Below are 22,107 nucleotides of genomic sequence, written 5' to 3'. Positions count from 1 at the left end.
TGCAGAGCACGATGCAGGACGTACCGCTGCTGATCTCGAGGATCCTGACCCATGGGTCGACGGTCCACGGATCGTCTCAGGTGACCACCTGGACCGGTGAGGGCGAACCGCACCGTCGCTCCTACGCCGAAATCGGCGCCCGCGCGGCCCAGTTGGCGCACGCCCTGCGGGAGGACATCGGCGTCCGGGACGACGACCGGGTCGCCACCCTCATGTGGAACAACGCGGAGCACGTCGAGGCGTACTTCGCGATCCCCTCCATGGGCGCAGTGCTGCACACCCTCAACCTGCGCCTGCCTCCGGAGCAGTTGGCGTGGATCGCCAACCACGCCGCCGACCGGGTCGTCATCGTCAACGGCTCCCTGCTGCCGCTGCTCGCCCCGCTGCTGCCGCATCTGAAGACGGTCGAGCACCTGGTCGTGTCCGGCCCGGGCGACCGTTCGCTGCTCGCGGGCGTCTCCGCCCAGGTGCACGAGTACGAGGACCTCCTCGCCGGCAAGCCGACCTCCTACGACTGGCCGGAGCTGGACGAACGCCAGGCCGCCTCCATGTGCTACACCTCCGGTACCACCGGCGACCCCAAGGGCGTCCTCTACTCCCACCGGTCCGTCTACCTGCACTCCATGCAGTGCAACATGGCGCAGTCGCTGGGCCTTACCGACATGGACACCGCACTGGTCGTGGTCCCGCAGTTCCACGTCAACGCCTGGGGCCTGCCGCACGCCACCTTCATGACCGGCGTCAATCTGCTCATGCCGGATCGCTTCCTGCAACCCGTGCCGCTCGCCGAGATGATCGAGAAGGAGCGGCCGACATACGCCGCCGCCGTCCCCACCATCTGGCAGGGTCTGCTCGCCGAGCTGACCGCCCGACCCCGGGACGTCACGTCCCTCGGCAATGTCACCATCGGCGGTTCGGCGTGTCCGCCCTCGCTCATGGCGGCCTTCGACAAGCTCGGCATGCGTGTCTGTCACGCCTGGGGCATGACCGAGACCTCCCCGCTCGGCACGGTCGCCCGGCCACCCGCCCACACGGTGGGCACGGAGCAGGAGTTCGCCTACCGGGTCACGCAGGGCCGCTTCCCGGCCGGCGTCGAGGCCCGTCTCACCGGTGCCGGCGGGGAACGGCTGCCCTGGGACGGCGAGTCCGCTGGCGAGCTGGAGGTACGCGGACCGTGGATCGCCGACGCGTACTACAACGGCCCCGATGCGGAGCCCCTGCGCCCGGGCGACAAGTTCAGCGAGGACGGCTGGCTCAAGACCGGGGACGTCGGCACCATCAGCCCCGACGGCTTCCTCACCCTCACCGACCGTGCCAAGGACGTCATCAAGTCCGGTGGCGAGTGGATCTCCTCGGTCGACCTGGAGAACGCGCTGATGTCCCACCCGGAGGTCACCGAGGCCACCGTCGTCGCCGTGCCCGACGAGAAATGGGGTGAGCGTCCGCTGGCGATCGTCGTGCTTCAGGACGGCTCCACCGCGGACTTCGTCGCCCTCCGGTCCTTCCTCGCCGAGGAGACGAGGATCGCCAAGTGGCAGCTCCCGGAACGCTGGACGATCCTGACGTCGGTGCCCAAGACGAGTGTGGGCAAGTTCGACAAGAAGCTGCTGCGCCGGCAGTACGCGGCAGGCGAGCTGGACGTCACGCTCATCTAAGGCCGCTCGCGGGCACGTTGAGTACGGCTGTGGGGCGCTGTTCCACGTGAAACAGCGCCCCACACGACATCTGAACCGGTAAGCCCCTCACAAGGAAACTCAGTTGCTGCTCCGCCCGGCACTCGGGCGGTACTCCGCCGGTACTCCGTCGATGCACCATCGGTGCACCGTCGATGCTCAGTTGGTGCCGATGCGTGCCAGCAGATCCACGATCCGCTCCTGCACCTCGGCGCTCGTCGACCGCTCCGCCAGGAACAGCACCGTCTCCCCCGAGACCAGCCGGGGCAGATCCGCCTGGTCCACGGCCGCGGTGTAGACGACGAGCGGGGTGCGGTTGAGCAGGTTGTTCGCGCGCAGCCAGTCGACCACTCCGGCCCGTCGGCGGTGCATCTGCATCAGGTCCATCACGACCAGATTCGGCCGCATCTGCGCCGCAAGCGTGACCGCGTCCGCGTCCGACGCGGCCCGCGCGACCTGCATGCCACGCCGCTCCAGGGTCGCCGTGAGGGCCAGCGCGATCTCCGCGTGCTCCTCGATCAGCAGCACGCGCGGCGGGTGCTGCTCGGAGTCCCGCGGGGCCAGTGCCTTCAGGAGTACGGCCGGGTCGGCGCCGTACGCCGCCTCACGCGTCGCCTGCCCGAGTCCCGCCGTGACCAGTACGGGAACCTCGGCGGCCACCGCCGCCTGGCGCAGGGACTGGAGCGCGGTCCGGGTGATCGGTCCGGTGAGCGGGTCGACGAAGAGGGCGGCCGGGAAGGCGGCGATCTGCGCGTCGACCTCTTCACGGGAGTGGACGATGACGGGCCGGTAGCCGCGGTCACTGAGCGCCTGCTGGGTCGTCACGTCCGGGGCGGGCCACACGAGCAGCCGGCGCGGGTTGTCGAGCGGCTCCGGGGGCAGTTCGTCGTCCAGCGGCCGTGACTGGGGGTGGTCGGCGACCTCCACGGCGCCGCCGGGTCCGTCGAGCGGCTCGGGACCCTCGTCGGCGTTCACATCCGGGGCCCCTATGGCGTACGACCGTCCGGGACCCTCGGTGGCTCCGGCCAGACGGGACTCCCCGGCCAGTGAGGGCTGCCCTGGGAGCGGAGCCGAGGCGGACTGCGGACGCGCCGCGGACTCCGGGCGCTCGCCCGTGGACGCGGGAGGCGTTCCGAGCTTGCGGCGACGACCCGCACCGTTCGACGGGTGCGGAGGAGGTGTCGCGGACTGGGGGCGGGGCTGGGCCTGGGGCTGGGCCGCCGCCTGACGCGCGAAGGGCACGCCCTGTCCGAGGGTCCGTACGCTGATCGCCCGCCCCTGCGTCGAGTTGTGGTCCATGGGCGCGGCGGCCTCGGCCGGCAGCGGCTGAGCGGCCCTCGGCTGGGCGGTCCTCGGCTGGGCGGTCCGCGGCTGAGCGGTGCCCGGCTGGGTGCCGCGCTCCGGAGGCAGCGGTGTGCCCGCCGACGGCGTGGCCTGCGGCAGCGGCATCCTGGCTCCGGAGGTCTCGCCCGAACCGGACCAGGGCCCCGGAGGCACCGGCGTCGGCGTGGCCGCCACGGGGACGCCGCCCGCGGGCGTTCCCTGGGCGGGCACCACCGGCTGCGGGGCGGGCTGCGCCTGTGCCGCGGGCATCGAAGCGGCGGGGGGCTGACCGGGAACGGCGGGCTGAGCGGGAGGCGAGGCGGGGGCCTGCCCGGGACCGGGCTGAGCGGGGGCGGGGGCCGGTCGACCCGGCGCCACGGGCCCGGACCGCTCACCGGCGCCGGGCCTGTCCGCCCCACCCTGGGCCGGGAAGGGCCGACCCGGCTGCACCGGTGCGCCCTGGGCCGGAAGTCCCTGCGGGCGCACGGTCGGCGAAGGCGCCGCGGGCGCGGGCAGGCCCTGGGCAGGGACGGGCTGCGGACCCCCCGGAGCGGGCGCACCCTGCGCGGGCACCGTCGGGTTCATCTGCCCGGGCGTCCCCTGTGGAGGCACCACTGGTCCGGGCCCACCGGTGGCCGGGGGCATCGGTCGGGGCACACCAGGCGCGGTTCCGGGTGCGTCCGCCCCGTCCGGGCGGGCGCGACGGCGGCCCGTGGGCGCGGCCACCGGATGCGGCTGCGGCGGGGTGTGGTCGTCGGCCGAGTCGTGCGCCACCGGGTCATGACGGCCCTCGTCCGCCGGGCCGGGAACGGGGGCAGGGCCGGGAACGGGAGTGGACTGCTGCGGCGTGCGGTCCGCCTCGGCCGGGGGCAGCGCGAACACGGTCCGGGCACCGGAATCCGCGGCGGCGGCCCGCTCGTTCGCGGCGGCCAGGGCACGCCGACGACGTCCGGTCGGCGTCGTGCCGGCATCCGGGTCCTGGGCGGACGGCGTACCGGACGCCGCGGGCAGCGCGGGCGGCAGCGCCTGCGGCTCGTCCCGGCGGGCGCGTCGGCCCGTGGGCACCGGCACTCCCCGCGGTGGTACGGCCTCCCCCAGTCCGGTGGCCGACGCCGGGGCCCCGGCGGCATGCTCCGCCGCGGTCACCACCGAGCCCTCGGAGACGCCCTCGGCGGGGCTCGGCCGCCCGCGCCGTCGTCCCGTGCCGCCGGACGCCGCCTCCAGCGCGTTCTCGCCCTCGGCCGCCTGCGCCGGAACCGGTGCCTCGGCGGACGGCTCCCCCGCGGCGCGCCGTCTGCGCCGCCCGGTGGGCGTCACCGCGGCGGGCTCGGAGGACGAGGCGGACTCGGGGCCCACCTCGCTCTCCAGGAAGGCGTCCACGGAGGACCGGCGGGCCCGTCGCCGTCCGCCACCCTGCTGCGCGGGCTGCTCCGGCGGCGCGATCTGCGCGATCTCGCCTCCGGACCCCTGCGCGGTCGTCTTCGCCTGAGGTGCCGCGACCGCCCCGGCGCCGCCTCCGAGCGGCACCTCGAGCACATACGCGCTGCCGCTCATCCCCGGCACCTCGTGCGTCTGCAGTACACCGCCGTGCGCGCGCACGATCCTGGCGACGATCGGCTCGTGCACCGGGTCTCCCCCGGCGTACGGGCCGCGCACCTCGATCCGCACGACCTCGCCGCGCTGCGCGGCCGCCACGACGACGGTGTTGTCCAGGTAACCGCCCGCCGAGACGGGCGCGTTGCCCGTCGCGTCGACGCCCGCAACGTCCGCGACGAGGTGCGCGAGAGCCTGGGCGAGCCGCTGCGGATCGACCTCGGCCTCGATGGGCGGGGCGTGCACGGCGAACTGGACGCGTCCGGGTCCGATCAGTTCGACGGCGCCGTCGACACCCGCGGCGACGACAGCGTCGAGCATGACGGTGGTCCGTACGAGCTCGTCCTCACCCGCGTCCAGCCGCTGGTAGCCGAGGACGTTGTCGACGAGCGTGGTGATCCGCGAGTAGCCGGCCGCGAGATGGTGGAGCACCTGGTTGGCTTCGGGCCACAGCTGGCCGGCGTCGTCCGCGGCGAGCTTGGACAGATCACCGCGCAGTTCGTCGAGGGGACCGCGCAGTGACTGGCCGAGCACGGCGAGCAGTTGATCGTGCCGGGCGGTCAGCGCCTCGTAGCGGTCCTTCTCGCGCTCGCCGAGTGCGGCGTAGCGCTCCTCGCCCGCCGCGATCTCCTCAGCGTGCCGCTCGCGCAGCTCGGCGAGCTCGGCGGCATGCTCCTCGCGCAGCCGCTGAAGCTCCTCCTCGTGCTCCTTGGCGACCCGCTCCAGCTCCTGCCGGTGCTCCTGGTCGGCCGCCTCCTTCTCGGCGACGAGCCCGTCGAACGGGCGCCGGTCGGTGAACGTCATCACGGCGCCGACGATCTGGTCGCCGTCGCGTACCGGCGAGGTCGTCAGGTCGACCGGCACCTTGTCCCCGGGCTTGGACCACAGCACCTGCCCGCGCACCCGGTGCTTGCGCCCGGAGCGGAGGGTGTCGTGCAGCGGCGACTCCGTGTACGGGAAGGGGGAGCCGTCCTCGCGGGAGTGCAGGACGAGAGTGTGCAGCTCCTTGCCACCCAGGTCGCTGGCCCGGTAGCCGAGGATCTGGGCGGCGGCGGGGTTGACGAGCACGATCCGCCCGTCGGTGTCCGTGCCGACCACGCCCTCGGCCGCGGCCCGCAGGATCATCTCGGTCTGCCGCTGGGAGCGAGCGAGTTCGGCCTCGGTGTCGACCGTGCCGGAGAGATCACGGACGACGAGCATGAGCAGTTCGTCGCCGGTGTAGCCGTAGCCGTCGTAGGCCTGCCGGCCGTCCTCCAGGTTGGCGCTCGTGACCTCGACGGGGAACTCGCTCCCGTCGGTGCGCCGCGCCGTCATCCGGGTCGGCTTGGTGCGTCCGTGCGGATCCATGGAGTCGGGCCGCCGCATGGACCCGGGGATCAGCCGAGAGTCGAACTGCGGCAGCAGGTCGAGCAGCCCCCGCCCCACCAGGGCGGTACCGGGCGCTTCGAAGGCCTCCAGGGCGATGGTGTTGGCGTTGACGACCGTCCCGTTGGCGTTGACCAGCACCAAAGCGTCGGGAAGCGCGTCCAGTATGGCAGCGAGGCGAGCAGCGCCTCGGGATGGCCTGCTGCTCACGAGACGCTTCCTCCCTGTTACCGCACCTTGCTGACCGCGAGGGCCATCTTGCCAACCGGCCCGCGGCGTGTCACGCGAGGGAGTCTACGGGCAGTGGCCCGGCCCGCGGCGCCGGATGAGAGGGAGGTCGCACGCGGAAGTGACGCAGAAGCTGTGACCGCGCAGGTCGCCGAGCGGAACCCCGGTGTCAGCTCGGACGCGCCCCGGCGCCGGCCTCGCTCCGGTGCTGCCGTTCCCGCGAACGCACGTCCGGCAGCAAGGGCACGAGGCTGTCCCACCGGGCCACCTGGCAGCCGTCGCGGCGGTCGTACCGCGCGTCGACCGGCCGCCCGGCCCAGGTCCCGAAGATGTGCGCGGTGGCAGGGCCGCCGTACTGCATCGTGCACACGGCGCGCGGCGGCACCGAGGCGAAGGGGTCGCGGCCCCAGATGGTCCGCCGGTCGAGCGTGGTGCAGGCGGCGGCGGGGTTCGGATGACTGCCGCGCGACGGGTGGCAGTGCAGCAGATACGTCCCGTCGGCGTGCCCGGCGTGCCGGACGGTGATGACGAGCTGGTCGCCGCGGGGCAGGGGCGGGGTGCCGTGGGCGTTCGCCGGGGCGGGCGCCGCGACGGCGGCAAGAACGGCGACGGCCCCGAGGAGCGCGGCGCGCGAGGTGAGCTGGACCATGCCCTGACTAACGGCGGCGGGGTCGGGCCGGTTGCGGATGTGACCCGAGTGGCGCAGGTGGCTGCCGTGTCGAATCGCGGGCCCTCGGGGGAGCGAGGTGGGGCAAGACGATCTCCGACGCGCCCCCAGTGGATCCCGCCCCGGGTCAGCGGCCCTGTGCTTTGCCCTGTGGCCTTCCTGCCTAGTACCGTGGGGGTCGATTGGTGACACACCACTCGGCTGTGTCATCATCTGCACGCACCATTCGCGCTCGCGCGGGCGGTTGTGCTGGAGGCGTCGCCTAGTCCGGTCTATGGCGCCGCACTGCTAATGCGGTTTGGGCCTTAAAGCCCATCGAGGGTTCAAATCCCTCCGCCTCCGCACCTGATCCCGAAGCCCTGGTCCCCCGCGACCGGGGCTTCGGCGTTTCCAAGACCGCCTGGGCCCGCCGCCCACGAACCGCCTCCCCACCGTCCCGCATGGCGTTTTCGCAGGTCACAAGGGGTGTGCCTAATGGATTTCACATGGCGGCGGCAGTCATGTAATGTTCTTCCTGTCGCCGCGAGCGGGCCGGAAGAACCGGGAGCGGGGACAAAAAAACAGAAAACATGCACTCGTAGCTTAACGGATAGAGCATCTGACTACGGATCAGAAGGTTGCAGGTTCGAATCCTGCCGAGTGCGCAGCATGTCAGAGGCCCTGTGGAGTGATCCACAGGGCCTCTGGCTTTTGCTTTGACGGCAGTGTTTGACGGCAACCGCCTTCGAGGGCGATACGGGGTGGGTCAGATGGCCACCGGGACACCGGCCGCGCCGTCGTCATCGTCCGGATCGTTGCCGTCATCCCTGAGCGCGTCCCCGACGCGGTCGAAGGCGGAGCGCTGGGAGTCGAGCCGTACGAAGGTGTAGATGTCCATGGTCACGCGGATGGAGCTGTGGCCCAGGACTTCCATGATCATGCGAGCGTCGGCGCCCTGTTCGTGGAGAAGCGAGGCGCAGGTGTGGCGCAGGTCATACCAGGGCCAGCCGACAGCGATCGAGCGGCGTCACACGGTTCAGCCGTCCACGACGCCGCGACCGGATGGCCCTCAGAACCACAGGGGGGTCCAGACGCCAGACAGCTTCGTCGACGACGCCCAGGCCGGGTCAGTGGCGAGGGCCGTGACGCATCGATGAAGCGTGGCTGACGCCGGCGCGGGGTTGCTGGAGGCACACGTGGCGGGTGCTCCTTCGACGTCCTCGCCGTCGTGGCTGACTTTCTGTGGCTCAGGTCAGAACTCCCTCCAACTCGATAAGTCGAGGCCGGTGTTGCAGCGGCACCCGCACTTGGGCACGCCAACTGCCCCGGTACCATCGGCACCAGGGTCCTGATCAGGGATTCCGTGACCGGACCACCCGGAATGCTGTCCAGGCTGAGGGTGGTCCGGTCTTTGCTTGTTGGTCTTTGATGCGGACGACGCCGGGGGCCCAGCGCTTCGGGATCAGCTCAGGGCCTTGCCCACCTCGTAGATCGTGGGCCGATCCCCCGGGGCATGGCTGAGCATCGCGTCGATCAGTGCGCCCAGCTCACCCGGCACCTTTACGGACCGGCGACGACCGCTCGCCACGGCCTCCCGCTGCACTGGACGCGGAGCGTCGTCCGGATACTCGACCGCTCGCCACCCGGTGGCGGAGATGAGCAGGGACGCGCCGAGCGCGTATACGTCGGCTTCCGGCGTCGGCTCGGCTTGCCCGGTGGCGAGCACCGTGCGCGCGATCTCCGGGGCCTCGTAGTGGACCAGGCAACCACGGAACGGGAAGTCGTACCCCTCGGGAACCTGCCCGCCCCGGGCAAGGGCGAGGTCGATGAGGTGTGTCCGTTCCGGGCCGATGATGAAGTGGGCGGGCTGCACATCGCCGTGGGCCCAACCCTGCGCGTGGAGTTCGGCCAGCGCTTCGACGCATCCCAGCGCCACGCTGGTGTGTGGCTCGACGACCGAGTCTGTCCTGCGGCAGGGCTCCCAGAGCCGGTAGAGGTCCGGCCCTTCATGCCACGGCTGGAAGTTCCACGTCCCGCGCTCCCACTCGCCGTAGGCGATCTCGTCGAAGCCGAGGCGATGCAGTACGGCACCCTCGCGCGCAGGTGCCAGCGCGGTCCAGGGCTGGGCGGGCCAGTCGGGGGTGGCCTCGATCGGATAACCGAGCTTCACGGCGTAGCGGCCCCGAGGGCTGTCCACCTCCCAGACCGTGGAACCCCGGCGGTTTATGACCAGGCGCTGAGCCGTGGGCATGAGCGCGTCGAGCACCACGACTGGCAGTTCAGGGGTTGAGCCGGACAACGTCACTTCTCCTTCCGGCGAGCGCGGCCGACCAATGAGCAGAGGCCGACCGCGTCGCTGTGGTCGTGTCTACGCCTGGCCGTACGGTCGACCGCAGTCCGCATCGCACTGGGCGAGGTTCTGGCCGTTCACGGTCCAAAGGTCGTCGAAGACCATGAACCCGGCGGCCTTCATGGCGCGAGCCGACGCGGCGACCATTTCCGGGTCGCGTGCGCCCCCGCCGGGCTTGGGGCTGTGGTGTAGGAAGCGGCCCGCGTACCGCTCGCACAGCGCGGCGTACTCCTTCGTGTGGAGGATGAGCGCGTGGAGGCCCAGGTCCACATCGTCCGACGGGACCATGGGGACGGTGGCGGTGGCCGCGGTGACCACGAACGCGACCGCCTGGTCCGCGATCCGCTCGGCACGTTCGGGCGACTGCCCGCTGTGGACGACCACGAAGTGGGCGAGGCTCTCGAACAGTTCCTCACCAGCCACCGCGCGGCCGGTCTTCTGGTCGTTCGCTGTTGTCGTCATGCGATAACTCCTCGTGTGTGGCGGAGCATGGCACTTGCCGCCCACGGCGGTCGCTGAGCTTCGGCTCATGGACGACCAGGACGTGGGCTTGGATGGCCGGCCCCGAACGGGGACGGGGGAGCCGGGGAACTGGCACCCGTTCGGGGCGGCCGGTCTACTGGCTGGTACCGAGAGCCATACCGATCACCAGGCCGCACGACCCGCTGATCACGATGATGAACAGGACTCCCGCGTACCGGCCGATGGCGCGCATCACAGCCGATCCCGACTGTTGCTGTTCTTGATGGCCAGGCGTGCGCTCAGTTCCTCCCGCGCACTCGGCGCCACCACGTGGTCCGGCAGGGCATCCCACTCCCTGCCGCCGCCGATCGGCCGTATCTGCACCCGGCCGCCGACCTCACCCATGACGATGCCGATCCGGCCGCGGGCGCTGTCCTTCGCCAGTTCACCGATGCCTGGTCTGGTCTGCTGGTTGCTCGCCATGCAAGGAGCATCGCGATCAGGAGGCCGCCGTCGAAAGGTCAGGCTGATTACCCAACTTGGGTAACATCGCGGGAAGTAGAGAACCAGCGACGTTGCGTAGCCCTCGCAGTGTGGGAGCTTGCCCAATGCCCGACGCCGACCGGCCGCAGGAACTGCCTGCCAGGCTGCTCACCGATCCCGAGATGATCAATGCCTGTCGGGTACGGGACTTCGCGAGAGTCTTCCGGCTGGTGAAGATCAAGGCGGGCATCTACCCGTCGATGATCGCCAGGCGATGCAATCTGACCCCCAGCCGCGTTGGCGAAGTGATCGCCGGGCGACGCCAGCTGCAACACATCGACGTCATCGAGCGCATCGCGGATGGTCTGCGCATCCCGGGGCAGATGCTGGGGCTTGCCCGGCGCCCCTGGGAGACACCCCAGGCCCTTGTGGTCACCGAGCGTCAGGCACCCGAGGAGCAGGCGGAGGCTGAGAACCAGACTCCCGCTTCTCTGCCGGGGCCAGACGTAGACGGCATCTTGGCGTTGGCTACCCGCACGAACTTGAGCGCGGCCACGCTTGAGGCGTTCCGTGCCTCCATCGAGGACTACTGGCGACGGGATGACCAGCACGGCGGAGAGGCGCTGAGGCCGGCCATCGTCGGCCAGCTGCGGCATGTGGTGGGCCTCTTGAAGGAGAGCCGACCGCCCTCAATCCAGAACGGACTGTACGGTATCGCCGCCGAACTGGCCCGCCTCACCGGCTGGACCTACTTCGACGCCCGCCAGTACAACCAGGCCCGCGCGTACTTCACCGAGGCCCTGCAACTGGCCAAGGAGATAGACGACCGCGAGTTCATGGCCAACGTCCTTGCCTGCATGAGCTTGCAGGCGACGTACCAGGACAAGCCCGCGGACTCCCTAGCACTCGTGACCGCCGCCCAGGACCAGGCCCGCTCAGCCCTGGGCACGACCCCGCGCGTTCTGTCGATGCTGTCCATGCGGGAGGCCTTCGCCCACGCCACCCTGGGCGACGAGACCTCCACGCACCGGTCGATCGGGGAAGCACACCGCCACTTCGAGCGGATCCAGCCGACCGATCCGGACCCGGCATGGGTGTCCTACTTCGACGAGCCGAAGCTCATCGTGGACACGGGTATCGCCCACGGACGGCTGGGAGAAGCAGCGAAGGCGGAACCCTTGATCGCGGATGCTCTGCGCCAGGAGGACAGCACCAACCAGCGCGGCCGTGCGTTTCACGCCTTCTGGTTGGCGCGTACGCAGCTGGACCAAGGCAAGTTGGACCAGGCCTGCCACACCGCTACGCAAGCTTTGAGGGCCGCGTCGGTGGTGTCCTCAGAGCGAGTATCAGGCCATCTCAGGGAGTTCTACGACCAGCTGGCCCCGCACAGGCAAGAGCCCGTAGCCCTGGTCTTCGAGGCTCGGCTACGGGAACTCCTCCCACCGGTCAGCGGATCGCTTCGTCCATGAGCAGGTACAGCAGACCGACCAGCGATCCACTGCTCACGATCTCGCGGCGGTCGATCATCCCCCGCACCTCGGAGAGGGGGATCCACTCGATGCGGTCGGACTCGTTCTTCTCCGTGGGCGGCCCGGCGTAGGTGGCGCCGTCCACGCGGAAGACGTGGTGCTGCGAGTCGGTGATGCCGTTGGCCGGCTCGGCGTAGATCAGGGGCTTGATGGGGCCGGGGCGCCAGCCCGTCTCTTCCAGAACTTCGCGCGCCGCCGCCTCTTCCGGAGTCTCGCCGTCCTCGACCAGGCCCATGGGGAGCTCCCAGGCCCACGAGTCGGTGATGAAGCGGTGTCGCCACATCATCAGAACCTCGTGGCGGTCATTGACCACAGCGGCCACAGCCAGGTGCCGGAGGCGAACGACGTGGTACTCCCACCTGCGCCCGTCTGGCTGCTGGACGTCGACCAGACACAGATTCACCCACTTGTTGGTGTAGATCTGCCGCTCGCCATGGGTCTTCCACTGCATGAACGCCGCCCCTCTCACACGATGCATCCAGCATTCCAGACCAAGCGACGGACGAGTACAAGGTTCGCGTCAAGGTGACGAATGCAGCGTCGATGGACTCGCCGGTGCGCGAGACCGCAGCCTCGGATCCCCTGGCCGGGTTCCGTTTGGAGCGGATGATGAGGATCAGACTCGCGCTCTCAGCTTGGGAAGCTGGCGTCTTCTGTGAGTGGTTGATGAGCTGACCTGGGGCGGAGCGGGTATTAGGTCGAGCAGGCCGACGGTTCGGTCCCCACTATTCCCCGTAATTCCCGCACGATCTGGCACGCGTCTGGCACGGCTAGGTCTGGCCCTCGGCGAAGCTCAGCACGCTGGGAAGGCCCAGCGACGCGGTCATGCAGGGTTCCAGGCGCCGCTGAAGAGGGCTAGTTCCAGGACGTCGGGAGCCGCGGGCCAGCCCACCAACCTAGCTGCCAGTTGGTCGTTGGCTGCGTGCATCCACCGGAGGTAGACGTCGTAGCGGTGAGAAGTCCAACCACCGTCGCGCCAGATTCGCTTGGCGATCGCCTCGGACCACTCGTAACCAACCGCGCGCCCGAGTCTCGTGGCGTGCCTGCGGAGAACCTCAGCGAGAACGCTGTCAAGGATCAATGGACAAAGACCCGTCACCTTCGGCAGTGCTAGAGCAGCGAAGTAGAGGTACTTGGTGAAGAATGCCGGCCCAAGACCGTCCGCCGTGTTCAGCTTCTCGTATGCTGCGACCGGACCCTGGTACCGAAGTAGAGACACTGCGTCTGCGATGACGACGTCAGCGTCGGGTTGAGCGAGTACCTGTCCCGTACGGAACGGGCCGTAGCCTCTATCTCCGTAGCCCCACACCTGGGTAGCCACGAACGCTTCTCTCCAGTTCTCTGACTGACAGGCGGCCGTGACCGCGGCCACGACGTCGGCTCGGCTCACGTATGCGGATTGGATCGCCATCCGGTCGGCAAAGGTGACAGGCCAGGGAGCCACGCCCATCCAGCTCGAAGGCGAGTACGGGATGGTGTGAGGGCCGGTTCCTTTCGCGTAGCGTTTGCCCCCCTCCGGGTCGGCCAGCCACCTCCCCAGTGACTCCACTGCGTCTTCCGGCAGCAGCAGTTCGAGCATCGCTGCGTCGAGCTTGTCCGCAAGCCTTTGGTCGAATCTCATGGCAATGCCGCCCCCTCGATACGTGACCGGTCATCCTGGCATCCGGCGGTGACATTGCACGAGTAGTCCGGTCTGGGGCAACGGCTCCGGAGGGCCCTTCGCTGCTGTGGATTCCTGCAGGCTACGGACCTACGGATCCGCTCAGCGAGAATCCCCGTCCATGAATGGTCCAGGAGCAGGTGCTGGGTTGGGCGAGGCATGCTCCGCGCCCGAGCAGCGGGGTGGGGTCATGCAGCGGCGCACCATCCCCCTACTCAGGACTGCTGATGGACATGACGGTCTCCGGGATTTTGCGAAGGGCGGCGAGCATCCGAGTGAGGGTCAGAGTCCAATCGCTGGCTTCTTGCGCGCCGATCGCGTAGTCGAGGCCGGCGGCCTTCGCACGCTCGGACATCTCTTCCAGCTGCTCGGGGAGCTCCCCGACTCCCTCGGAGAGCATGAGGATGTGGCGCTCGAACTCACGCCGCAGTCGTTCGAGTGCCTGGGTATCGGACTCCTCCGTGTTGGTAGCACTGCCTGCCGGGTCGATCCTGGTCATGAGAGCAGCGGCAGGGACGTCGGTGTCCTGCGAGTCCCGTTCGGGTGCGTCGGCTTGGCCGGAGGCGGTGTTCTCCGGTGTCTGCCGCTTTCGATAGGAGCGGGTGCCGGACTCCTTGCTGAAGGATCGGTTAAACCACGCTCGAGTAGCCCGATTCGCGGTTGGTCGCCCGTCGGGACCGATTTGTGAAGGAGGGCGGTCGCCCTGGTCCATCGCATTGGCAAGCTCTCGCAGGAGGCCAACGGCCATCACACGGTTGTTACGCATCGCATTGATGCTGTTCGTGACGGTACGCCGAACGCGATCTGCCTTAGTGCCCTCGTCGTCGATCTTTTGGCCGGCCAGCGAACCGCGGTCGGCATCAATGAGGTCGAACGCAGCGAGCCAGTGCGGTGCACGGTATGCGAGCAATTCCTCAAATGCTTCGTCATCCGTTTCCGCAGTGGCTAGGAGATCCGCAAGTGGTCGCCCGGTGAGCTCAATTCCGTTGGAGGCCACGGTGCGCTTGAGGACCTCAGCCACGCGAGGGTTCCACGGGTTGGGGTAGCTCTCGGAGGTCAGGGCGGACCACGCACGCACCCGGCGGTTCACGTCGGAGAGCTGCATCTGGGACGGAGCGGGTTCGCTGAGTGCGCTACGGATCAGCTGGCGTTTCTTTGCTTGAGCCTTGGTCGGGAATAGTTCGATCAGTAGTCGCATCGACCGGACATCGCGCAGCGTGGAGATGGAGGCGTCGTCGGATACGTCGGGCAAGTCCGTGATGGGAGCAAGGCCAGTGAGAACGTCGGCGACCCTGTCTTCTAGCTCGCCGTGAGCCGTGTACGCACCCAGTACACTCCGGCCTAGGGCACGGCTCCGATCGTTCGGGGCGAACTCGAGCGGCGGGTGCACGTGGTCTCGCCGGTTGCTGCCCTGCACGATACGGAACAACCGTTGCGGAGTGGGGCTGCCGATCACTAGGTGCGTCTCAACGATAGCCACCCGAGCTGCCCGCTGAGCCCGTCCGGTGAGCTCACCGTTTTCGCTCCCTGCGCAGTACTCGGCGTTGAGCAGCTCTGAGTACTGAGCAAGCCAATAGCTTGGATTGACTGCCAGTCCCTCACGGTCCTGCCCGAGCTTCCGAAACGGAATGCCAGTGAGCACCTCGGACGAGGTTACCTCGAAGAGATCATGCCGATACCTGGTTCTGTTGTTACCCCGGACGGCCATCCAGCCCCAATACGAGTCCGGATAACTGGGCTCTCCGTCTAGAGCCTGTGGCGGCTCCTCATTCAGCAGGACGTGTTGCGGAACATACATGCACGGCTCTACCTGGCCGTTCAGAATCAAGTCCTCTCGCAGGTCGTATGATCGGAAGCCATCCCGGGCTTGGAGGGCATGAACGGCCGCGTCCACGTTGGCAATCAGGTGCTCGCGGTTCGCCACGGTGCTTTCAAGAGCAGCAAGTACCTTTTCTTCGCCGCCCTCCGTCAACCGGCTCCACGGACGTACTCGCGAGAGGCTGCGCACGCCATCCTTGGCACCGGCAGGGTCAACCACCGATCGCCAGGTCGCGGAGATCCGTTCATTGTGCTCCCAAACCACGCCTCCGATGCCGTGCATATCAACGATGACGACCAACAGTTCGCCGGCATCAGTCCTGACTTTCCGCAGTCGGTCCGATGCGATTTGGCGCGTCCCGCCAGAAGTTGGTTCCGCGAGCATTTCCTTGGGCCGGACGATGAATGGGGCTATGGCCTCAAGAGCCGCCCGCGGCACGTTGGCCCCAGGTGTCGCCAGCACAGCGTTGACCCACGTCTCCTGTACCTCCCTAGGAGCCGGCAGGTGAAAGGGGCCTGAATTCGCCTCAACCATGACACAAGCCTTATTAGAAAGTTGGTGATGAAGAGGGATGGCGGGCACGCCGGCGAACCGGAACGCACCCGCCACGGGGATTTAGAACCGGTGATCGTCCAATTCGCCCAACGCGACCGGGAGAAGCATGGCCGCTGCCCTGATCAGCGAGGAGCCCCAGGTACGGCTGCGCAGTTGCTGTTCCAGCTTGCTGATCCGCTGCTCGTGGTCGTTGACCTGGCGCGCTAGACCGAACAGCATATCGAGCTTCCGGTCCATCCGTTCAAACGTGGCGCGCAGTTCCCACAGGTCAGACGCTCCGCTCGGCGGCACCACCGACCAGGCGTATGGATGCGGATTGTCTTGATCGTTCACGATGCCTTCCTCTCGTGACGCAGGTGAAAGTCACCGGGTCCTTTGGACGCCGGGAGAGTGGGCTCACCTCGCGTACGAGATCGGCAGCCCGCCACACCGTGCTTCCGTCTGCCTGACGGCCTGCTCGGTGAGACCGCCCATCGGCCGACCGCTCCGCAAACCCCCGCACTCGATCGCCGTATAGCTGTGGGCGATGTAGTGCCTCCGGGGCCGGGCCAACTGGTGTCTCCAGTCCGGGCCTGCGGTTGGACGGCGCGACTAGGGCGCGCTCAGCGAGAAGATCGCATGCCTTGAGTGTCGGACGCCAAGATTCCGCTGAAGATCTGACATTTCGCCGCTATCGATCGTCCCTGATCGTCTGATGACCGATTTTGAAGTAACACTGATGCAACTTGTAGGTCTGATCCCGCTCCTTGTCGTCGGTTCCCCGGAGGCCCCTTCGGACTCCGATAACGTTGCCGGTCAGGGGCCTATGTCATGTTGGCGTGCTTGGCCCGCGTCCACGTCCAGTTGGACGCAGCCGGATTGTCGAGCCTCCCATTACGCCGGGTCAGTGTCCGGCTCGGGGAAGGGAAACCGGCGGGACCAATCGATCTTGTAGCGGTTTGCACAGTTTTAGGCGTTTTCGTTTACTTGTGTGCATCAGTCGATCTATGCCGTGGCCTGGACTGGGTGGTCGAAATTTCGACATGTATGCGGTGCAGCCCTGGCGGATGCCGTTAGGCTCCGACAAGTGCTCGCCGGGACGGCGAGCTGAGCAAGTCGAATGTGAAAGTGGGCAGTGATCGGGTGGGGTCGAGTGCGGTCGGTGTTGGGGCGCAGGAGCTTCCGGTGCCGTTGACGTTGGGAGAGCTGGAGTCGTATCTAGCGAAGGCGTCTGATCTACTGCGGGGCAGCATCGATCAGGCGGACTTCAAGGCGTACATCTTCCCGTTGATGTTCTTCAAGCGGATCAGCGACGTGTACGACGAGGAGTACGCCCGCGCGCTGGACGAGTCCGGCGGTGACCACACCTATGCGGCGTTCGAGGAGAACCACCGGTTCACCATCCCCGAGGGATGCCACTGGGCAGACGTGCGCGAACGCACCGAGAACGTCGGCGAGGCGCTCAAGATCGCCTTCCGCGGGATCGAACAGGCCAACCAGGGCACGCTGTACGGCATCTTCGGCGGCGCGACTTGGACGAACAAGGACAAGCTCCCAGACCGCAAGCTGATCGATCTGATCGAGCACTTCTCGACCAAGACCCTTTCGATCTCCCAGGCCGCCCCCGACGTGCTGGGGCAGGCATACGAGTACCTGATCAAGCGGTTCGCCGACCAGTCCAACAAGAAGGCCGGCGAGTACTACACCCCGCGCGAGGTGGTCGCGCTGCTGGTCAACATCCTCGACCCCCAGGAGGGCGAGACAGTCTATGACCCGGCCTGCGGCACCGGCGGCATGCTGATCGAGGTCATCCAGCACATCAAGGCCCGCGGCGGTGACCCGAAGACCGTGCTCGGCAAGCTGTACGGCCAGGAAAAGGTGCTCACCACTTCCGCGATCGCTCGGATGAACCTGCTGCTGCACGGCATGGAGGACTTCCACATCGAGCGCGGTGACACACTGCGCGACCCGGCCTACTTCGACCACGGTCGGCTAGCTCGGTTCGACTGCGTGATCGCCAACCCGCCGTTCTCGTTGAAGAACTGGGGCCGCGAACAATGGGCATCCGATCCGTGGGGTCGTAATGAGCTGGGTGGGGTACCGCCGAAGGGGTACGCCGACTGGGCTTGGGCCCAGCACATGCTCACCTCCGCTGCACCCACTGGAGGAAGGGTCGCGGTCGTCCTCCCGCAGGGCGCCCTGTTCCGCCAGGGCGCCGAGGGCCGCGTCCGCCAGCACATCCTCAAAGCCGGCTTCGTGGAGGCCGTCATCGGCCTGGCGCCCAACCTGTTCTACGGCACCGACCTGGCCGCCTGCGTGCTGATCCTGCGCCGTCAGCGCCCCGCCGAGCAGCAGGACAAGGTGCTCTTCATCAACGGAGAGACGCTTTCCAAGCGCGGCCGCAGCCAGAACACCCTCGAGCCCGACCATGCCGAAACCCTTCTGAAGGCATACCAGCAGTACGCCGACCAGCCCGGCCTGGCCGCCGTCGCGACCCTGGACGACATCAAGGCCAACGGCTGGAGCCTGAATATCCCGCTGTACGTCGAGCCGGTCGAGGTCGGCGAGCAGATCACCCTGGAGCAGGCCGTGGCCGACCTGGAGACCGCGCACGCGAAGGCCCGCGAAACCCGCGCAGCGTTGGAGGCCGAACTGGCGAAGTGGGGACTGGGCGCATGACCACGACAAGTCCGAGACAGATCACTCAGCGGGAACTGGAGTCCTAACGGAAGCGCAGCGGCAGCAGCACCAGCGACACGAGTGCCACCGCAACTGCTCCCACCAGGAGGGTCTCCAGCCGGTGAGCCGTACCGATCAAAACCAGCAGCAACGCTTCGGACAGCACCGCGCCCGCGCCCATCATCAGTGCGGACGTCTGCTGGAAGTACACCACCCTTATCAGCCCGGGTCTGGCGTCCTCGGTCATCGTCCCAGCTCTCTGCCCGTACACCCGCACGGGCAGAGACGATCCAACGCCGTGTGGAACGGGGCGTCAACAAGCTGCGTATCAGAACATCGTCAAGACTGTCGGGCTCCAGCTCCTGGGCGCACAAAGAGCAACCGTAGGCGTGGGTGCAGGTCTTCACGGCTGGCGCGGCCCTCACTACAGCGGTGAGGTGAAGGCCTTTCGGTACAGCAGCGGAGTACAGCAACCACAACAACCGGCCCCGTTCGGCAACGACCTCGTAAGGCCATAGCGCGACCGGTATCACCTTCACCAACCGATCCACATAGAGCTACGGATCAGAAGGTTGCAGGTTCGAATCCTGCCGAGTGCGCAGCATGTCAGAGGCCCGCGTCGGCGGTGGCCTCCGAGCGAGTGTCGGGCCATCTCAGACCTTCCCGCACCCACCGCGTACACGGCCCCTTCCACAACGGGCCGGTGCGGCGGGCCTACTTGCCCAGGGTGTGCGTAAACGTACTGCACCCAGGTAACTTCAGTGACCTGAATGGATGACAACTCGGATCAGTTGTCAAAACTGATGCACCGTCGACGGAAGTCTTGATTTCTGCAGACAAGAGGTCTGTATCCCAAAAGGGGCGCCGCCGGTGCAGGGTTCGTGGTAGCGGCAGGCAGGCGGCGCACTTGTCCAGGTGTCCCAACCTCACAAGGGAGCGCACGATGACATGGGAACGTGGGGCCCGGCGGCGTCTTCACAACTGGTCCAACGGCTACGTTTGGTTCGGTAGACGTCTGCCGCTAGCGGTCGGCTCTGTAGCGACCGCCGTCCTCATCGCTTCACCTGCGGTAGCGCAAAGTCGCATGTATGCCCAGTCCCCTGATCGCCCCAGCAAGTGCGAGGGGGAGCGGGACTTCAACGTCACCGTCAGGGACTTCGACGACATTGTTCAAGGCACCCGGTGGCGCACGGCGACAGATCCGGAGGGGAACGCCTTCCTCAACGACAGCCGGAATCCGGGAGTCTGGGTGAACTTGAACATCCTCCCCGGCGCCCCGCGGTGCGTGGTGGACACCGCTGTGGCAAATACGGAAGAGAGCACCAACCCCGACGCCTCCGAGAAACTCTATGTGAACTTGCTGACCAAGGAGGGGAAGGCCTACGAGGCCGTCTGCAACGTCAGCACCACGCCATTCGACGCATCAAATTTGGCCGCCGCTTGTGGCGTCGGGTTCACCCACATTCCGGGAACCCCCGTGGGCCGGTAGGTTCGCGTTGGCTGCGGCGGCGATGGTCGTGTGGCGCACCTGAACCGGCGGCGCCTGACACCGGCCCTCAGAGGCCTCCCGGAAGCCTGCACGACCTTCAATGACCGATCTCTGCAGAGCTACGGATCAGAAGGTTGCAGGTTCGGATCCTGCCGAGTGCGCACAGGCCAGAAGCCCCTCGGGATCATCCCGAGGGGTTTCTGACATCAGCCGCCCATGGGTCGAACTCCAGGTCGCAATCCCGCCAGCCTCCGACGCCGGTGGTCCGCGATGCTCGACGTCATGAACCGACTTGAAGGAAAAGTGGCCTTGATCACGGGCGGAAGCCGGGGCATCGGTGCCGCCGTGGCATTACGACTGGCGGAAGAAGGCGCTGATGTCGTCCTGACCTATGAGAACAGCGCGGAACGCGCCACCGAAGTGGTGGAGCAGATCAAGGCCAGGGGGCGCCGTGCACTTGCCATCCAAGCCGACAGCGCGGTTCCTGAGGCACTCAGCGCCGCAGTGGACGAGGCCGCCGCGATGTTCGGCAGACTCGACATCCTGGTCAACAACGCCGGCGTATTCCTCGTCGGCCCACTTGCAGACTTGGGGCCGGCAGAGATCGATCGCACTCTGGCGGTGAACGTCCGGGCACCGTTCACGGCGTCCCAGGCAGCAGTGCGTCATATGGACCAGGGCGGCCGCATCATCAGCATCGGCAGCAATGTCGCCGAGCGTGCGGTCTTCCCCGGACTGGCGCTGTACTCGATGAGCAAGACCGCTCTCGTGGGGATGACGAAGGGCCTGGCCCGAGAACTCGGCCCGCGTGCAATCACCGTGAATCTGGTGCACCCCGGCCCCACCGACACGGACGCCAACCCCGCCGACGGGCCGAACGCCGAGATGATCGCCGGCTTCACCGCTGTGGGCCGCTATGCGGAAACGGCTGAGATCGCTGCCACCGTCGCCCACCTGGCAAGTGCAGACGGTGCGTACATCACCGGAGCCTCGATCCATGTCGACGGCGGCTTCACCGCCTGACCCCGGCAGTCAGGGGCAGTGATCGCGTCGGCGACCGACCGACCCGAGCGGCCCCGGCGTCGCCGGTCACCCAAGACTCCAGGCTGCCGCGGGGGCGCTGTCAGTGGTGGCCCCTACCCTCGGAGGAGATGACTGGGGCGTGGAGATGCGCGGGGCTGCCGTGGGGCGACGGCGGGCCCCGGCTGCGGTGGGAAGGCGGGCGGCACAGTGAGCTGGAGCGGGGGAGGCGGGTGGCCTTCGCGGTCGTTGCGGGGAGTGCGCGGACCTGCGTGGGGGCGCGGGGACACGGATGCCCGGTGCGGGCCGAGGTGTCGAGGCGGAGCATCGGCGCGCGGTGCGCGGAGTGTGCGCGTCTGGACCGGGCGCACTCCGTGGCCGCCGACACCGTCGCCGATGATCCACGGCCGTATCGGGTGTATCTGGCCTGGTTCGGACCCGGCATGGTCAAGGTCGGCATCACCGCGTCGGAGCGCGGGCCGGCGCGGCTGCTGGAACAGGGCGCAGTCTCCTTCAGCTGGCTGGGTGTCGGGCCCCTGATGGCGGCGCGCCGCACCGAGGAGCTGCTGCGAGCCGCGCTGGGGGTACCGGACCGGATTCCGTACGCCGACAAGCGCGCGGCGCGGGCCGCGTTGCCGCCCGCCGGGGAGCGGGTCGCCGAGCTCGCGGAGCTGCACGCGCGGGCGGTGGCGCTCGACGGCTGGCCGGAGTCGCTGGAGCGGGCGCCGTTCCGGGCCGTGGACCACGGCGCGGTGTTCGGCCTTGAGGGGCTGGAGCGGGCGGACGGTGTGGTGAGCGAGCTGGTCGCAGGCGGGGTGGTGAGCGGAGATCTGCTGGCCGCCGCCGGACCCGATCTTCATCTGGCCACCGGCCGCGGTGTCGTCGTACTCGACACGCGGCTGATGACCGGGTGGGAGCTGACGGGGACCACGGACGACGGGCTGACCGTGCCGGTCGTGGCGCTGAGGGAGGCGGGCCCGGGCGCGCAGGACGGGTTGTTCTGACGGCCTGCTCGCGGGGGACGGCCGGTCTCCTTGCGTCGGGGGACGAACCGGTCTTCTTGCAAGGCGGGTGGCCGGTCTTCGTGCACGGTGGGTGGCCGGTCTTCTTGCGCGCCGGGTGGCCGCGTGGGTTTCTTCCGGATCCGTTCGGTGAAGGTGGGGTGGACGGGCGGTGGTTGCCCAGCGGCGTCACAGCCGTTTCCTGGGGCCGGGCGCTCATTCCCGTCTCGTCCGTGCCCTGCGGCGAAGGTCA

The 22,107-nt window shown here is 68.2% G+C and carries 17 protein-coding genes and 2 tRNA genes; 8 read left to right on the top strand and 11 right to left on the bottom strand.

Annotated features, from left to right (window positions below):
* Positions 1-11: 11 nt before the first annotated feature.
* The gene (locus ABZ823_RS05090) at positions 12-1,655 is read left to right on the top strand and encodes a long-chain fatty acid--CoA ligase (RefSeq protein WP_361654740.1); all 1,644 of its coding nucleotides are present in this window, start codon (positions 12-14) and stop codon (positions 1,653-1,655) included.
* Positions 1,656-1,832: 177 nt separating this feature from the next.
* Here the strand turns inward: ABZ823_RS05090 and ABZ823_RS05085 are convergent, their stop codons facing one another.
* Entirely contained in the window at positions 1,833-6,164 is a 4,332-nt protein-coding gene (locus ABZ823_RS05085) for a PAS domain-containing protein (RefSeq protein WP_361653782.1), read from the bottom strand.
* Positions 6,165-6,351: 187 nt separating this feature from the next.
* Complete coding sequence (locus ABZ823_RS05080) at positions 6,352-6,831, bottom strand: SSI family serine proteinase inhibitor (protein WP_361653780.1); 480 nt, start codon at positions 6,829-6,831, stop codon at positions 6,352-6,354.
* 269 nt (positions 6,832-7,100) lie between these two features.
* Between ABZ823_RS05080 and ABZ823_RS05075 the strand changes: the two genes are divergently transcribed.
* Both ABZ823_RS05075 and ABZ823_RS05070 read left to right on the top strand, forming a co-directional pair.
* Positions 7,101-7,191: transfer RNA gene (locus ABZ823_RS05075), tRNA-Ser, on the top strand.
* Positions 7,192-7,420: 229 nt separating this feature from the next.
* Positions 7,421-7,493, top strand: a tRNA-Arg gene (locus ABZ823_RS05070).
* 101 nt (positions 7,494-7,594) lie between these two features.
* On the opposite strand, the gene ABZ823_RS05065 is transcribed toward ABZ823_RS05070, so the two are convergent.
* The 4 genes from ABZ823_RS05065 to ABZ823_RS05050 all read right to left on the bottom strand — a co-directional run bounded on the left by ABZ823_RS05065 (position 7,595) and on the right by ABZ823_RS05050 (position 10,123).
* The gene (locus ABZ823_RS05065) at positions 7,595-7,819 is read right to left on the bottom strand and encodes a tyrosine-type recombinase/integrase (protein WP_361654737.1); all 225 of its coding nucleotides are present in this window, start codon (positions 7,817-7,819) and stop codon (positions 7,595-7,597) included.
* 471 nt (positions 7,820-8,290) lie between these two features.
* Complete coding sequence (locus tag ABZ823_RS05060) at positions 8,291-9,127, bottom strand: protein kinase (protein ID WP_361653778.1); 837 nt, start codon at positions 9,125-9,127, stop codon at positions 8,291-8,293.
* A gap of 69 nt (positions 9,128-9,196) precedes the next feature.
* Positions 9,197-9,640, bottom strand: a complete 444-nt coding sequence (locus tag ABZ823_RS05055) for a hypothetical protein (protein WP_361653776.1) — start codon at positions 9,638-9,640, stop codon at positions 9,197-9,199.
* Between the two features lie 252 nt (positions 9,641-9,892).
* Positions 9,893-10,123, bottom strand: a complete 231-nt coding sequence (locus ABZ823_RS05050; RefSeq protein ID WP_361653774.1) for a hypothetical protein — start codon at positions 10,121-10,123, stop codon at positions 9,893-9,895.
* Between the two features lie 125 nt (positions 10,124-10,248).
* On the opposite strand from ABZ823_RS05050, the gene ABZ823_RS05045 reads away from it, so the two are divergent.
* On the top strand, positions 10,249-11,592 hold the full coding sequence (locus ABZ823_RS05045; RefSeq protein WP_361653772.1) for a tetratricopeptide repeat protein: 1,344 nt from the start codon (positions 10,249-10,251) through the stop codon (positions 11,590-11,592).
* On the opposite strand, the gene ABZ823_RS05040 is transcribed toward ABZ823_RS05045, so the two are convergent.
* The 4 genes from ABZ823_RS05040 to ABZ823_RS05025 form a co-directional block, all read right to left on the bottom strand.
* Entirely contained in the window at positions 11,570-12,103 is a 534-nt protein-coding gene (locus ABZ823_RS05040; RefSeq protein ID WP_361653770.1) for an NUDIX hydrolase, read from the bottom strand. The two genes, ABZ823_RS05045 and ABZ823_RS05040, sit on opposite strands and share 23 nt — an antisense overlap.
* 372 nt (positions 12,104-12,475) lie before the next feature.
* The gene (locus ABZ823_RS05035; RefSeq protein ID WP_361653768.1) at positions 12,476-13,273 is read right to left on the bottom strand and encodes a hypothetical protein; all 798 of its coding nucleotides are present in this window, start codon (positions 13,271-13,273) and stop codon (positions 12,476-12,478) included.
* A gap of 250 nt (positions 13,274-13,523) precedes the next feature.
* Positions 13,524-15,740: a hypothetical protein gene (locus ABZ823_RS05030; protein WP_361653766.1), complete on the bottom strand. Its 2,217-nt coding sequence runs from the start codon at positions 15,738-15,740 to the stop codon at positions 13,524-13,526.
* Between the two features lie 6 nt (positions 15,741-15,746).
* Positions 15,747-16,019, bottom strand: a complete 273-nt coding sequence (locus ABZ823_RS05025; protein WP_361653764.1) for a hypothetical protein — start codon at positions 16,017-16,019, stop codon at positions 15,747-15,749.
* An 831-nt stretch (positions 16,020-16,850) separates the two neighbouring features.
* Between ABZ823_RS05025 and ABZ823_RS05020 the strand changes: the two genes are divergently transcribed.
* Positions 16,851-18,344, top strand: a complete 1,494-nt coding sequence (locus tag ABZ823_RS05020; protein ID WP_361653762.1) for a class I SAM-dependent DNA methyltransferase — start codon at positions 16,851-16,853, stop codon at positions 18,342-18,344.
* A 43-nt stretch (positions 18,345-18,387) separates the two neighbouring features.
* Here the strand turns inward: ABZ823_RS05020 and ABZ823_RS05015 are convergent, their stop codons facing one another.
* Positions 18,388-18,591 (bottom strand): hypothetical protein, encoded by a 204-nt coding sequence (locus ABZ823_RS05015; RefSeq protein ID WP_361653760.1) that lies wholly within the window; start codon positions 18,589-18,591, stop codon positions 18,388-18,390.
* 837 nt (positions 18,592-19,428) lie between these two features.
* Here ABZ823_RS05015 and ABZ823_RS05010 point away from each other — a divergent pair.
* The 3 genes from ABZ823_RS05010 to ABZ823_RS05000 all read left to right on the top strand — a co-directional run bounded on the left by ABZ823_RS05010 (position 19,429) and on the right by ABZ823_RS05000 (position 21,857).
* Positions 19,429-19,833, top strand: a complete 405-nt coding sequence (locus ABZ823_RS05010; protein ID WP_361653758.1) for a hypothetical protein — start codon at positions 19,429-19,431, stop codon at positions 19,831-19,833.
* Positions 19,834-20,103: 270 nt separating this feature from the next.
* Positions 20,104-20,856 carry a 3-oxoacyl-ACP reductase family protein gene (locus ABZ823_RS05005; protein ID WP_361653756.1) on the top strand — a complete coding sequence of 251 codons (753 nt, stop codon included), beginning with the start codon at positions 20,104-20,106 and terminating at the stop codon, positions 20,854-20,856.
* A gap of 128 nt (positions 20,857-20,984) precedes the next feature.
* Positions 20,985-21,857: a DUF2797 domain-containing protein gene (locus ABZ823_RS05000; protein WP_361653754.1), complete on the top strand. Its 873-nt coding sequence runs from the start codon at positions 20,985-20,987 to the stop codon at positions 21,855-21,857.
* Positions 21,858-22,107: the final 250 nt, after the last annotated feature.

The sequence above is a fragment of the Streptomyces sp. NPDC047079 genome (assembly GCF_040643755.1).
GTDB lineage: Bacteria > Actinomycetota > Actinomycetes > Streptomycetales > Streptomycetaceae > Streptomyces.
This window is presented reverse-complemented; position numbering and strand designations above follow the sequence as displayed.